We start from the raw sequence: 14,364 nt of genomic DNA, 5'->3' as shown, positions 1-14,364 counted from the left end.
GGTTAGATCTCCATCTTGAACTGCTGTGAGAAACGGACGTCGCCTTCAATCATGTCGCGCATATCCTGCACACCGTTGCGGAACATGAGGGTACGTTCGATGCCCATACCAAAAGCGAAACCTGAGTAAACTTCGGGGTCAACGCCGGCTGCTCGCAGCACGTTGGGGTTGACCATGCCGCAGCCGCCCCACTCGATCCAACGGGGGCCGCCCTTGGCGTCCGGGTGCCAGACGTCCAGCTCGGCCGAGGGCTCAGTGAAGGGGAAGTAGTTGGGGCGCAGACGAATCTTTGCCTCTTCGCCGAACATGGCGCGGGCCATGTGCTCCAGGGTGCCCTTAAGGTCGGCCATGGTCAGGCCCTTATCGACGGCCAGGCCCTCAATCTGATGGAAGACCGGGGTGTGGGTGGCATCGAGCTCATCGGTGCGGTAGACCTGGCCGGGGCAGACCACATACAGGGGCAGGTCACGCGACAGCAGGGAACGCATCTGCACCGGTGAAGTGTGGGTGCGCAGCATCAGGTGGGCGCTAGTGGGCTCCACGAAGAAGGTATCCTGCAGCTCACGCGCCGGGTGGTCAGGCTTGAAGTTCAGCGAATCAAAGTTGTACCACTCTGACTCAAGTTCGGGGCCGTCGGCAATCTCCCAGCCCATGCCCACGAAGATGTCGCACATCTGCTCCTGCAGGACGCTGATGGGGTGGCGGCCACCGATACGGCGGCGGGGAGTGTGGGCAGTGACGTCCACAGCCTCTTCAACCAGAATACGGGCGTCCCGCTCTTCTTCCAGCTCAGCGTTACGGGCCTCAAGAGCCTTAGTCAGGCGTCCGCGCACCTGACCCATAATCTTGCCAACCTCAGCCTTGTGCTCCTTGCGCAGATCGCGCATCTGCTTATTGGCCAGAGTAAAACCAGCCTTTTCGCCGGTAAAGTCCAGGCGCACACGCTTGAGTTCTTCAAAGTCAGCAGTCTTCTCGGCGATTTCCTTCTGAGCCCGCTCAAACTCGGCGGTGAAGGCTTCGCGGACGGTCGCCAGACCGTTCTCGGGGTCTTTTTCTAGAATGGCGCGAATGTTAGCCAGCACCTGGAAGGGTGTGGGGTTCTCAGGCACCTCGGGCAAAGAATCAGTCATCTGCACTTCTCTTCACAATGTGGGTTTCGGGCGCTTACCGCACCCAGGGCATCAAGACAATAGTTTAGTGCAAAAAGGTGAAGCAGGCTCGCGCTCAATGGGAACGGAGCGGACGCTGCCCGCAGGTAAGTGACCACCAGCAGGCACTTAGGGCGCTGGAATAACATCAACCCGTTCAAAGAAGGCACGGGCAACAGGGGTGAAAGTTAGGCCAAGCCAGGTGAGGTTGGCTAGAGACCACACCAGGAACCCGGTCATAGCCACTGCACCGGCAGCAGGAGGTGCAACCCAGACCAGCGAAAGAAGCGAAACAGTGCTGATGACGGTACAGACAAACCCGAGCAGGTTAGCAGCTCCTGCTTTTTGCCAGGTGCCGGTGCGGCGGATAACCCAGATATATAACAAGGAGGTGAGGGCGATTGAAATACCAGCACTCACGATTCCTCGTGTGCCGCTGATGTCAAGGGAAGTAACCGTTAGCGTCAGGTAAGCGATACCCGACAGCACTAACATGCCCTGCATTACTCGGATGACCGTGGGCACTTCTCCCCTGCTAAAAGCCAGTTGCTGTTTCTCTTTTTCTTTCATAAATCATCAGCCTCCTTTCTTTTAGCGTAACAACTAGCCGTTCACGATACAAGAATGTGAAGCGCGCACAGAAATGGGCCCTCCGGATCAACCGGAGGGCCCATCACAGCTAGAAGTTCAGGGTCTAGCGCAGGATAGTTGAGACTGACTTGTTAGCAGCAACAACAATCCAAGCGATAGCAAGCCCAATAGAAATCACCAGCAGAGCCATAATCGCGATCTCGGTGAAGTACATGGTAAGACTGAAAAGATTCGATGCAATTCCAATACCTGCAAAGATGAAACCAAGAATACGCCCCACCTTCTTACGCTTACCCATGAGCAGATACACCAAGAGATAGAGAGCAACACCGATAACGGTTGAGATAAGCGTGCTCGTTACCCCTAGACCCCCCAGACCCAGCTCTGCAAATTCAGGGTCAGATGTGAAAGCATCCATCATCGGCTTGGTAATCAGCAGATAGGTAGCTACAGCTATGATCACATAGACAGCCAGGTTCCCCAGCAGAATCATCTGGGAAAGCTTAAGCTTCTGCTCAGCGTCAGGGGCTACCGGCTGCTGCCCGAAGCCCGGCTGATCGCCCATGTACATAGCCTGGGTATCGTTCGGCGCGGAGTAATCATTAGTTCCGTAGGGTGTCTGTGACATATCTATACCTCCATGTAAAAATGTGTCGCGTGCTACACACTATACCCGAAAGGAAAGTCAGACACCTTATTTTTCTGTTGGAGGCGAGTTCTATGACGTTTCTCTACAGCTTAAGCGGCGCGGACGCCCGCCAACAGCTCCTCAACGATGGGAAAGTCAGCGGGGATCCAGGGTAGCTCCAGCACCGTGGCATCAAGCGGAACCCAGCGCAACTCGGCGTGATCTTGCAGGGCGGTGGCGCGTCCGTCCGTAATTTTTGCCCACCAGACCCGCATAGCAGCTTTATCGTTCAGCACCCAACCCTGGGGGTGGGGGCCGACAATCTCGGTACCGAGCTGGGCGGTGATGCCCAGCTCTTCGCCCAGTTCACGGAGCAGGGCATCCTCGCAGGATTCACCGGGTTCGACCTTGCCGCCAGGGAACTCCCAGAGACCCGCCAGCGCCGGAGGAGCCGAGCGCTGACCCACCAGCAGGCGGGTGGGGCTGGTCAAAGAATCGACGATAGCCGCCCCGACCACCTGCACCGGGTAGACGGCAGTAGGCTGCTCTCCCACTAGTCGCCCTTGCGGTTCTGGGCCAGGGATGAAGCAAAGAGGCAGACACCAGCTGCCATGCCGACGTTCAGCGACTCGGCAGCCCCGCGCAGGGGAACGGCCACGCGCAGGGAGGCAGCGGCTTTCTCTTCATCGCTCAGGCCCGCCGCTTCGTTGCCGAAGAGCCACATGGTGGGCTTGGCCAGGTCATACTTGACCTTCTTACGGGGTTCGACGCCGTTACGCAGGGCGAAGGCGGCGTCCTGTAGGTCATCGAGGGAGACGCGGCCGTAGCCGTCCGCTGCGAGCACACCGATGCCCTGAGCCTTAGCATCTTCGGCGAAGTCTTCGAGGTCGATGCCCTGGATAACGGGCACGTGGAAGAGGGAGCCTGCAGTGGAGCGCACTGCCTTGGGGTTGTAGAGGTCGACTGCGCCCTTGGTGGTGACGATGAGGTCAGCGCCGGCGGCGTCGGCGGCGCGCAGGATGGTGCCGGCGTTGCCGGGGTCCTGAACGCGGGCGAGGACGGCGATGAGCTTGGGGTTGATGGCTCCCTCACCCCAGATGTCGGAGGGGGCGATGTCGTTCTGGAAGGCGACGGCGATGATGCCCTGGGGGCTGACGGATTCGGCCATGGCGGCGAGGACGGGCTCGGTCACCATGCGCATGAAGACCTTGCGGCCGGGCTCGGGGGTGGGGGTGCCGTGGACGTCTTCGAGCAGGTCAACGATGTCGGGGTGGCGGTCGAAGGCGCGTTCGGTGATGTAGACGGCATCAAGCAGAGGCTTAACCTGGTGGGCTTTGAGGGCTTCGCGGACGGCCTGCGGCCCCTCAACCAGGAAGTGCCCGGTCTTAGTGCGGGCTGCCCGGGTAGCAAGCTTGGCGATGTCTTTGACACGGTCTGCCTGGGGGTTTTCCATGACGACGGGGGTGCTGAGGCGTTCTTTGAAGTCCATAGGTTCTATTGTCTCACGGCTTGTTTGTTGGCTTGTGGGTTTGTGGGGAAGGACGCGGTGGGGTGGGTTTACTCTTATGAGAAAGTGGGTGCGGGGACACAGACAGAGTTAGCTGTGCTTGGTAAGGTAGTAAACACGGAACCTGTATTTTTCGCGCCCTTTTCTGGTCAACGTCGCCCAGCTATCAGGTTGATGGTAAGGAGTTATCTTGAAAACTGATCTTGAAAAGTATGTTCAGATTTTTGAGCAGTTCCTTCGTCATGCCCACAACGAGGGTTTGTCCTCTGTGAATCATTTAAAGTTGATGAAGCTTGTGTGGGCTGCTGACCGTTTTCATCTGCGTCAGTTTGGCCGGACTGTTACTGGCGATAGCTATGTTGCGATGAAGAATGGCCCTGTGGCTTCTGAGGGTCTTGATGTTATTCGTGAATCTGGCACTGGGTATTCGTTGCTTTCTCCTGATCAGCGTCAGTTTGTTGAAGAGTTTATTGACTTCACGAATCATGAGGTTTCGCTGAAGTCTTCATGCGGTGACGATTTGTTGTCACCCTCTGAGAAGATGATGATTCAGAAGTCGTGGGAGACTTTTAAGGGCTTTGACCCTTTCTATCTGGCGAATTCGATTACCCATCAGTACCCGGAGTGGTCGAAGTTTGAAGGTTTTTTTGAGCTTCAGCCTAAAAGCCGTCGGAAAATGTCTCTTGAGGATTTCTTTTTGAACCCTGAGAGTGACTCTTTTTTTGCCCAGGATGAGCAGACCCTGGAAGCTGCCCACGATATTTTTGCTTTAGATCATTCTTAGCTGGCCACCGTGTAAGTAGTCATTTGGTGGGGGCTTGCTGTGCTTGAGAAGAATCTTGATGTTTGGGCCTTGTCTGTTCGTGTGGGCACTGTCTTCAAGTTCCGTGGCGATAAGCCCTTTTCTGCGAACCGCGAAGTAGGGCACCACTTTATTGTTGTAGGTGTTGATGAGAAGCGCCAGCAGTTGTACTACGTGGTGAATGGTAGTTCTAAGGTGTCTCGTTGGAAGGCGAATATTCATAGAACTTTAGGGTTGTTTCCTGACGTTCGCCCGGAAGATACCTATGTGGTTATTCCTGGTGGCCGGACCCCGTACTTCCCTCGTGAGACGATGGTGAACTGCAATGCGGTTCATTCTTTATCGCTTGAAGATTTGAAGAGGGGAGAATTTGAGATGGTCAACCCAGGTTATCTGGACGAGAGCAACCTGAGTTTCTTGTTTCAGATTTTAAGGGCTGTGGTTGCTAGTCCCCAGGTCAGCGAGAGAGCAAAGAGGAAAGCTAAAGACCTTCTTGATGAGAACTAGCCCGAGAAGCAAGTAAATCTGTTGAAGTTCAAGGAGATAGGCCTGTTTGCTCTGCTAGCTAGGTGGTAGTCTTTTCTTAACCGTTCAGCCCGCACCACCTCTTGGAGGTGGTAGTGGGCTGGATCTCTTTAAGGCTGCGAATGGCAAGGACGCAGTGGGGTGGGGTAAGGCTGAGACAATTAAGATGGTGAGGGAACAGAGGATTCCCTTTGAGGTGCCAATAGACCCGTTTTATTCCGAGGCCAATGTGAGCATGTTGCGTCGGTCGGTTGCTCAGGTTAAAGAGAAGTAACCTCTCATGGCGTGTAGCTGCTGGCAAGGCATTGCTTACGCCCATCTGAGTTGAGGTATCAGCTTATGGGGATAACGAATTGGTAAGCGAAAAGTTATGATGTTGAGGGGTGGTAGATAGTCTCGATAAGAGCGCCCCCCGTTCGGACGATAACTGCAAGGCGGTACATCATGGCAGATTCTGCTGATCTCAAGGAAGAGCTCCTCGTTAAATCTAAACAACGAGTTGCCGACCATGGTGAAGTGTTTACACCTGCTCATATCGTTGAGGCAATGCTCAACCTTGTCAAAGATGAATCTGAACGTATCGACTCACGGTTCCTGGAACCAGCCTGCGGTGAAGGCAACTTTCTGGTGCAGGTGCTACTCCGAAAATTAGCAACTGTTCAGGACCGTTACGGCAAAAATGAGTTTGAACGCCGACACTACGCCCTACTCGGACTGATGTGCATATACGGTATCGAGTTGCTTGAAGATAATGCCCAAATATGCCGTGAGAACCTGGCTAGTATCTTTGACGCTTTTATCAATGACAGCAGCTCCCCCGAATGGGGTAAAGCAGCTCGTAAGGTTCTTGAGGCCAATATTGTTCAAGCTGATGCTCTGACCTTATTCCGCCCAAACGGCGAAGCAATTATTTTTCCTGAGTGGGGCTACCTGACTAAGGGTAAGTTCCAGCGCCGAGATTTTTCTTTCGAGAACCTTGCCAGGGGCAAGAACCTTGCTCAAGGTAATGAGCATACAGATAGTCTGTTTGGGGAGCTTGAGGCAGAGAGTATTTTTGATCCGGTACACACCCACAAGCCAATGACGGTCAAGCAGATAGCAGAACTGGACGGATAGATGACAGAAAACACTCTGTTAAGGGGCCATAACCCTGATGTTTTGACCTGCATAGCGAACCTCTCAAACGATGAGGTTTTCACCCCGCCCGCCTTGGCTGTGGCTATGCTCGACCAGGTGGCTCGCTCCTGGGAGGAGCGTTATGGTGAGGATATTTGGTCTAATCCTGACGTGAAATTTTTCGACCCTTTCACGAAGTCAGGGGTCTTCTTACGTGAAATTACTTCACGCCTGGTAAAAGGGCTCGAAGACAAAATTCCCGATGTTCAAGAAAGGGTCAATCATATTTTGACCCGCCAGGTCTACGGGATAGCGATTACTGAGATAACGGCTCTAATAGCCCGGCGTAGTGTTTATTGTTCCAAGTGGGCCTCGAAGAAACATTCAATTTGCACTGCTTTTGAGACTGATGACGGCAATATCTGGTTTGAGCGGATGGAGCACACTTGGACTGGTGGGAAGAAGAAGCTAATCAGTCGCAAAAACGCTAAGACAAAGAAGTACACCTACGTCAATAGACGCTGTTCTTTCTGTGGGGCTAACGAAGCGGAATATAGCCGAGGTGACGACTTTGAATCCCATGCCTACGCTTTTATACACACAGACGAACCTCGAACACTGATAAGAAAGATTTTTGGAGAAGATATGCAGTTTGACGTCGTGATTGGCAACCCGCCTTACCAGCTCTCAGATGGTGGGCATGGGGCCTCTGCTTCTCCTATCTACCAGCACTTTGTTGAGAAGGCTTTAGAGCTTGACCCAAAGTTTGCGGTCTTTATTACCCCGTCCCGGTGGTTTGCTGGCGGTAAGGGCTTAGATGAATACCGGCAAAAAATGCTATCTGACCACCGTATGAAAGCACTCGTAGACTACCCCAAACTCTATGAGGCCTTCCCCGGTGTAAAAATTCGTGGAGGTGTTTCCTACTTCCTCTGGGATAAGAATCATGACGGTAAGTGTAGCGTTCAAACTATCTGGGACGGCAAGCCCACAGGAGAGCCAGTCGAGCGGTACCTTGACCAGTTTGATGTGCTAGTGAGATCCAACCAGGCGGTTTCTATTCTCGAAAAGGTACAGGCCGTTGAAGAAGAAACCATGGACAAAATGGTTTCTAGTCAAAAGCCTTTCGGTCTACGAACTTACGTTCATGGAAACGCACATTCAAAGGGAATGGAATCCCCTATCACTCTTTTTGGTTCCCAACGTATTAGCTGGATGGAAAGAAATGAGATTCCATCTAATCAAGATTGGATTGACCAGTGGAAAGTCTTGATGACGAGAGTTCAGGGCACCAGTGCCGCAGTTGAAACCATGTTTCTCTCGCGTCCTATCATCGCAGAGCCAGGATCAGCTTGTACTGAAACCTACCTAGTTGCTGGTCACTTCGACACTGAGGATGAGGCAAAGAGTCTAGCCTCCTACCTTAGAACCCAGTTCGCACGTTTTCTGGTTTCATTGAGAAAGTCGACTCAAGACGCACCAAAACATGTCTATAGCTTTGTACCTGTTCAGAGTTGGGACCGTTCTTGGACTGATGAAGATTTATTTGCAAAGTACGGGCTAACGGAAGAAGAAATCTCCCATATTCAGTCGGTTGTTCACCCCATGGAGGAAGAACTGCTGTGAGTCAAAAGATTGAAGCGCTCCTCCCTGAAAAGCCCTCAGCCCGTCTCAAGGTCTACGCTTGGACACCAAATAACCCTCCTGCTGGTTATGAGGGTCTCATCAAGATTGGCCAGACCACCCAGGCTGATGTCAATGACCGTATTCGGCAGTCTCAAGGGCAAATGCAGCAGGAATACACCCTCCACATAGATGTCCTAGCAGAGCGTCAGGATGGCAGTCTTTTCAAGGATAGAGATGTCATTAACCATCTCAAGGCTAAAGGGTTCGATAACCCCGCTATTGGGTCGTCGCGTGAGTGGGTTCGCTGCACAGTTACCGATGTATTAACAGCCATTGAGGAAATCCGTTTAGGCCAGGTCTTTTCAGGTAAGCGCCACCAAACTTTTGGGCTCCGCCCCGAACAACAACGTGCCGTAGATTTTACCTACGATTACTATTTTTCACTCTGGCACGAAGAACCCGATGTCACGCCCCGATTCCTGTGGAACGCCAAAATGCGTTTCGGTAAAACCTTTACCGCTTATAAGCTGGCCCAAAAAATGAATGCCCAGCGCGTTCTGGTTGTTACCTTCAAACCAGCAGTACAGTCAGCCTGGCAAGAGGACCTTGAATCTCACATTGATTTTGAGGGATGGCAATACCTCAACGCGTCGAGAAAAGCCGCACAGGAAGAATACGACCCCTCACGGCCACTCGTATATTTTGGGTCTTTCCAAGACCTAATGGGCCGGGACAGGGCAACAGGGCTCATCAAAGCTAAAAATGAGTGGCTCCACACCATTAACTGGGACCTTGTTATTTTTGACGAGTACCATTTCGGTGCCTGGCGTGATAAAGCAAAGGAACTTTTCGAAGGCGAAGAAGCCAAAGAACGTCAGGCAGAATTTAAGGCTGAATTTCACGACTCGCTTAGGACTTTTGACGAAGAACTAGATGAACTCAACAATTCCGAAGAGGACTTCCTACCTATTACAACCAGGGCGTACCTTTACCTCTCAGGTACACCTTTTAAAGCTCTAACCAGTGGTGAGTTCATCGAAGAGCAAATCTTTAACTGGACCTACACCGATGAGCAACAGGCGAAAGTTGATTGGGAACAGGAGCACCCTGGCGAGTTTAATCCCTACGGTTCCCTGCCTGAAATGCGCCTGATGACCTACCAAATGCCTGACGATATTCTATCAATTGCAAGTCAAGGTGAGTTTGACGAGTTCGACCTCAACAGTTTCTTTGAAACAACAGGAACCGGGGCTGAGGCTAGGTTTGTGCATGAATCAGATGTGCAGAAATGGTTAGACCTGATTCGTGGTGAACATGCACCAACTCAGCTAGACGCTCTCCGTTCAGGTTCTCGTCCGCCTTTCCCCTACGCCGACGTTAGACTCCTACCGTATCTACAGCACTCATTCTGGTTCCTGCCTAATGTTTCAGCTTGTCATGCTATGGCTAGACTTCTAAAGGCCAGGCACAATACCTACTGGCATGATTATCAGGTTTTGGTTGTAGCTGGTGCCGAAGCTGGGGTAGGTGTTGAGGCTTTACCGCCCGTTCGTAACGCTATTGGTGGTGGTTATAGCTCTAAGACGATTACGTTATCGTGTGGGAAGCTCACCACGGGTGTGACAGTCAAGCAATGGTCTTCGATTTTAATGTTGAGGAACTTGTCGAGCCCTGAAACATATTTTCAGGCTGCTTTCCGGGTTCAATCGCCGTGGTCGATTAGGAATCCTGATGGTGATGATCCCAGCAGAGAAGATATCTTGAAGCCTGTTGCTTTTGTCTTTGATTTTGCACCGACGCGGGCTTTGCGTCAGATAGCTGAGTATGGCCAAAAGCTGAATCCGTCCGAGTCGAATCCTGAGAATTCGGTGGCTGAGTTGGTTAAATTTTTGCCCGTGCTTGCCTACGACGGTGCGAAAATGACTCAGATAGATGCTGGGAGCATTCTTGATATTGCTATGGCTGGTACCTCTGCGACGCTTTTGGCTCGTAAATGGGAGTCAGCTGTCTTGGTAAATGTTGATAATGCGACGCTTCGTAGGGTCATGAATAGTGAGGCTGCGATGGAAGCTATCATGCAGATTGAGGGCTTCCGTGCCCTGGGTACTGATGTCATTGAAACTGTAGTTAATAAGAGTGACAAGGTTTCTGAGACGAAGAAGTCTAAAGGTGCTTCCTTGTCTGCACGCGAGAAGAAGAAACTATCTGCGGAAGAGAAAGAATATAAAGATAAGCGAAAGAAGATTCAAGAAAAACTTATCAAGTTTGCAACTCGCATTCCAGCTTTTATGTATCTCACCGATTTCCGCGAAAATACCCTGCAGGATGTTATTTCGAAGATTGAACCGGACTTATTTAAGACAGTTACGGGCCTGAGCGTTGCTGATTTCGAATTACTGGTTAGTTTGCGGGTTTTCAATTCGGTGCATATGAATCAGGCAGTTTTTGCATTCCGCCGCTATGAAGATGCCTCACTCTCATATACGGGTATTCACAGTCACAAAAATTTAAGAGCTATTGGCCTATTTGACTCTGCAATTACAAAATAGAAAGGATAAAAGGAAAATGCAATCCAAAAAATATGGAATATTTAGTGAACAGAATATTAATAAAGTTTGGAAGGATGAAATAAACAAAGGGAAGCCCATACTGAAGCTCTTTCCAGAAATCAACCAAAAATCCATTACACTAAGTGAAATAAGAGCCCAGAAAAGAATTGAAATATCGAACTTCCCCGCTGGCTCCTCTCAAAGAAGAAGCAGTGTTCGCAAATATAGAAGACTTAGAGAGTTACATCAAAAATACTTAAGGTATCGAGTAAATACAAAAATTGCAGAAATCTCAATTGAAATACAAAATTTAGTAGAATCGCCTGATTTCACATGGGCTCTAACTTTCCGCACATATCAAGGTAAAAAAATTTTTTCCTCCGACCATCCGGAATATATATTTAAAATAATTGATTTATGTGTAAAAAACTATCTTAATGAAAAATATAAAACAAAAACAGAGAATAAGGAATATATAATTCCTCAAATAAAAAACATATTAAACACGAAAGTTCCTTGTGATGTCGCTAGGTTTGACATACAGAGTTTTTATGAAACAATAGATCATAGGAAACTGCTGGAATTACTAGATTCAAATTTTGAAGTTGATGAAAACATCAAGCATCTAGTAAGAAAGATGCTATCGGAGTACCTGGTTCTTTCAGGTTCTACCATGGAGATCGGTATCCCTAGAGGGGTAGCACTCAGTTCAGCATTAGCAGCAATTTTTTTAGAGAATTTAGATTCAAAATTCAGAGCTAAATTCCAGCCCGACCATTACTTTAGATTTGTCGACGACTTCTTGGTAATAAAATATTGTACAACAACTAATGGGGATCTAACAAAGTCTAATATAGAGGATTTTCTGCGATCGCTGAATTTAAGTTTAAATGATGGTAAAACTTCGATAAATTATCACATGCAACCAAGCCAAGATTCATATTCATTCAATTTTATCGGATATAAATTCTTAATTAACCAGCATGCTAGAGTAAATTCCGCTTTTAATTCGCAGATTGTTCAGATCGATATTAGCGACCAGAAATACCGCCGGTACAAAAAGCGTATTGATAAGTCATTCGAAATATTTATACGGCAGCAAGGGCTAGGCCGTTCACAAAAGGAATTATTCCACCGAATTCTTTTCTTGACAAGTAACTCCAAATTAAACTCATACAAACGCAAAAAAGTTTTTGGTGCATATTTTAATAATCATCATATTACAAATTACAAAACTTCTAGGCTTCGCCAGCTGGATCATTATCTTAACGCTACAATTCAAAAAACAGAAATAAATTCTTCAATTCCAGTTCCCAGAAATATAAAAAATCTTTCTTTCAAAGATGGTTACGTAAAACAGACGTTCTACAAAACGACTCCCAAGAAAATAAATTCAGCTAAGAGAATATGGAAAGAAATTGCGTAAAACAATAAAGAGAAAAGATACTCTCTTCTCCCCGTTGCTAACCGAAACACTACCTTTCGAGCTCCCACCTTTTTTCTCTAATAACCAAATTTATCTAAAACTTGAGCAAATGAAACCATCGATAGTTTCAAAGACGTCTAATAATAAAGAAAAACTATACCTTAGATTCACTAATGTGAGTATCGAGAGACGAATATTTTTAAATATTTTGTTTGGTACAGATATCGCAAAATTGACAAATTTAGGGAATGATGACCCAAAATTATTAGGAACAATTGATTTAAATGTAGATAAAATTATGTCCAAACATTACACCCCGTTCTCATATAAGATTAGAAAAAACTCAGAAAGCTACAGAGTACTTTCTATACCTCATTACGGATCACAGATTCAAGTTTCAATATTTTACTATTTATTTAAATATTCAATCATTGAAAGCTGCTCAAAAAGTAGATTCTCTCTAAGAAAACCAACATCTATAGCCAGCCACATTAAACTCAGAGTTCATAAGTGGAAGAGAGATGAGGAAATCTATAATTTTAAGTCTATCTCAGAAAATGAAAATGACTTACAACGAACTTATTTTAACTATAGTGATTATGAGATAATATCAAGATATTACGATAGTGGCAAGTACGCAAAAAATAATCGCCAATATAACTATATGCTTAAAACAGACATTCAAAACTGTTTTGCATCTGTCTACACTCATTCAATCTCTTGGTCAATTCATGGCAAACAGGTAACAAAGCAGAAGATCAAAGAAACAGGCTATAGTTTCGCGGGTACTTTCGACAAATTGCTACAAAAAATGAATGATAACGAAACACATGGAATCATTGTCGGTAGTGAATTATCAAGAATATTCTACGAAATTCTGATGCAAAAAATTGATACTTCCTGTGAGAAAATAATTTCTGAAAAAAACCTTATTTTTGGTGAGGATTATGTTATTAATCGTTATATGGACGATTATTTTATATTTGCTAATAGAGTTGAAGACTTAAATTTAATAAGAGACATATTATCAGATAGTTTATATCAGTATCGTTTCATGTTGAATGAAGCCAAAAGCCAAGTAACTAATACAAACGCTGCTAGCTCGCTAAAATACTTTACAGAACCTTTCAATGATATTGTAAAGTCATCTTACCCTCCTACATTGGATGGGGAGCGAAGATTTTCTAGATCAGAAAAACTATGTTCTTCATACAACCAACTATTGTCTGAAAACGATATGGACACCTCGGTTATTTCGAAAGCAGCTCTAACTATTTTGGAGCGGGAACTTGATAGATTTATAAATATTTGCCATACGCATAATCAAACTTTAGATACTAAAGATACAGATTATATATGCGAAAGACTAAAATCTTACGTGCAGGTTTGTTTTCATCTGTACAACTCGTATCGGGCCGAGACAACTGCAGTAAAGCTACTTAGAGTGATATCAACTGCAGAAAAATTTCTACGTGACACCTGTGATGATATAAATACAAATTATCATTTTAGAAATTTCTACTACAAAATGATTCTAAATCAAGTTAATTTTGATATTAAAAAGGATACTTCCGGGGTTCACACTATTTATCTCATTTCAGGCTTAGCAAAATCTCCAAGCGCGGACAAACATACCAATCTAAGCGCTATTTTTAATTTCTATAAGTATACAAAAACACGGAATATTAAATCACCTATAATCTACTCTGTATTCTTGAAAGTTTTAATTAGTATGGAAGATTCTGCAAAGCGTAATGAATACATACAATTAATTTTATCAGATATATTCGATTTACTTAAAGAACTGCTAGACTCCGGGCTGGACTTGAGCTCAACTGAAGTTCAGATTCTTGCTTTAGAGTATCTATCATGCCCGGCAGTAAGTCAAACCAATAGAAAACGCTTAATAGAGAATCTAAAAGTAAATAATTTTATGCAAGGACGAAATCAGAATTCTTTATTCCGTGAACCAGGAACTCTTCAAGGGCCTACTGATTGGATGTCTACAGACTTACACGTAGAGCTCTTGAAAAAAAGATTTATTGAGGTATACTAGTATCGTTGTAAGCACCCTTTACTAGTACTTTCATAGATGCGGTTGAGATTCCTAGGAGCTGAGTAGGAAATTCACCGTTTGGGCGTACCACACACAGTGCAACTTGATTCAAAATTAAAGGATTTGAATCAAAATTTAGATGGTCATCTTTCACGAGACCTCGGCCTCTCTAGATTGAGAACCCTCTGGGTGGGTGTAGTTCAGAATCTCATGAGCTACACCCACTTAATTTTCAGGTTTACTCACAAGTTGAACTCATTACTAGGCAACGGATTCATCAGGAACCAAAATTCAAACATTAGTTTTCATAAGGTGCCCTCATAGCGCTCTGGATGAAGCCGTTAAGTGCCCTTCGGCTCTTCTAAACTTGTTTTGCTAACCTGAAGGGCA

12 protein-coding genes are annotated in these 14,364 nt (G+C 46.9%); 7 read left to right on the top strand and 5 right to left on the bottom strand.

Going from position 1 to position 14,364, the window contains the following annotated elements; all coding sequences use genetic code 11:
• Positions 1-2: 2 nt before the first annotated feature.
• The 5 genes from pheS to L6758_RS07420 all read right to left on the bottom strand — a co-directional run bounded on the left by pheS (position 3) and on the right by L6758_RS07420 (position 3,856).
• Positions 3-1,130 carry a phenylalanine--tRNA ligase subunit alpha gene (pheS, locus tag L6758_RS07440; RefSeq protein ID WP_237197152.1) on the bottom strand — a complete coding sequence of 376 codons (1,128 nt, stop codon included), beginning with the start codon at positions 1,128-1,130 and terminating at the stop codon, positions 3-5.
• A gap of 147 nt (positions 1,131-1,277) precedes the next feature.
• Positions 1,278-1,718 carry a hypothetical protein gene (locus L6758_RS07435; RefSeq protein WP_237205546.1) on the bottom strand — a complete coding sequence of 147 codons (441 nt, stop codon included), beginning with the start codon at positions 1,716-1,718 and terminating at the stop codon, positions 1,278-1,280.
• A gap of 124 nt (positions 1,719-1,842) precedes the next feature.
• Positions 1,843-2,367, bottom strand: coding sequence for a hypothetical protein (locus tag L6758_RS07430; RefSeq protein WP_237205545.1), 525 nt, complete (start codon positions 2,365-2,367; stop codon positions 1,843-1,845).
• 110 nt (positions 2,368-2,477) lie between these two features.
• Entirely contained in the window at positions 2,478-2,921 is a 444-nt protein-coding gene (locus L6758_RS07425; protein ID WP_237205544.1) for a (deoxy)nucleoside triphosphate pyrophosphohydrolase, read from the bottom strand.
• Positions 2,921-3,856 (bottom strand): TrmH family RNA methyltransferase, encoded by a 936-nt coding sequence (locus L6758_RS07420; protein WP_237205543.1) that lies wholly within the window; start codon positions 3,854-3,856, stop codon positions 2,921-2,923. Before L6758_RS07420 ends, L6758_RS07425 begins: the two co-directional genes overlap by 1 nt.
• A 208-nt stretch (positions 3,857-4,064) precedes the next feature.
• Between L6758_RS07420 and L6758_RS07415 the strand changes: the two genes are divergently transcribed.
• From L6758_RS07415 to drt3b, 7 genes are all read left to right on the top strand, one after another.
• The gene (locus L6758_RS07415) at positions 4,065-4,658 is read left to right on the top strand and encodes a Panacea domain-containing protein (protein ID WP_237205542.1); all 594 of its coding nucleotides are present in this window, start codon (positions 4,065-4,067) and stop codon (positions 4,656-4,658) included.
• 39 nt (positions 4,659-4,697) lie between these two features.
• The gene (locus L6758_RS07410) at positions 4,698-5,183 is read left to right on the top strand and encodes a hypothetical protein (protein ID WP_237205541.1); all 486 of its coding nucleotides are present in this window, start codon (positions 4,698-4,700) and stop codon (positions 5,181-5,183) included.
• 462 nt (positions 5,184-5,645) lie between these two features.
• On the top strand, positions 5,646-6,317 hold the full coding sequence (locus L6758_RS07405; RefSeq protein WP_237205540.1) for an N-6 DNA methylase: 672 nt from the start codon (positions 5,646-5,648) through the stop codon (positions 6,315-6,317).
• Complete coding sequence (locus L6758_RS07400; RefSeq protein ID WP_237205539.1) at positions 6,318-7,943, top strand: Eco57I restriction-modification methylase domain-containing protein; 1,626 nt, start codon at positions 6,318-6,320, stop codon at positions 7,941-7,943.
• Entirely contained in the window at positions 7,940-10,492 is a 2,553-nt protein-coding gene (locus L6758_RS07395) for a DEAD/DEAH box helicase family protein (protein WP_237205538.1), read from the top strand. The genes L6758_RS07400 and L6758_RS07395 overlap by 4 nt, the downstream gene beginning before the upstream one ends.
• Before the next feature lie 16 nt (positions 10,493-10,508).
• The gene (drt3a, locus tag L6758_RS07390; RefSeq protein ID WP_237205537.1) at positions 10,509-11,918 is read left to right on the top strand and encodes an antiviral reverse transcriptase Drt3a; all 1,410 of its coding nucleotides are present in this window, start codon (positions 10,509-10,511) and stop codon (positions 11,916-11,918) included.
• Entirely contained in the window at positions 11,911-13,974 is a 2,064-nt protein-coding gene (drt3b, locus tag L6758_RS07385; protein ID WP_336603554.1) for an antiviral reverse transcriptase Drt3b, read from the top strand. Before drt3a ends, drt3b begins: the two co-directional genes overlap by 8 nt.
• The last annotated feature ends 390 nt before the right edge of the window (positions 13,975-14,364 follow it).

Source organism: Rothia nasimurium (assembly GCF_928382285.1).
Classification (GTDB): domain Bacteria; phylum Actinomycetota; class Actinomycetes; order Actinomycetales; family Micrococcaceae; genus Rothia; species Rothia nasimurium_E.
This window is presented reverse-complemented; position numbering and strand designations above follow the sequence as displayed.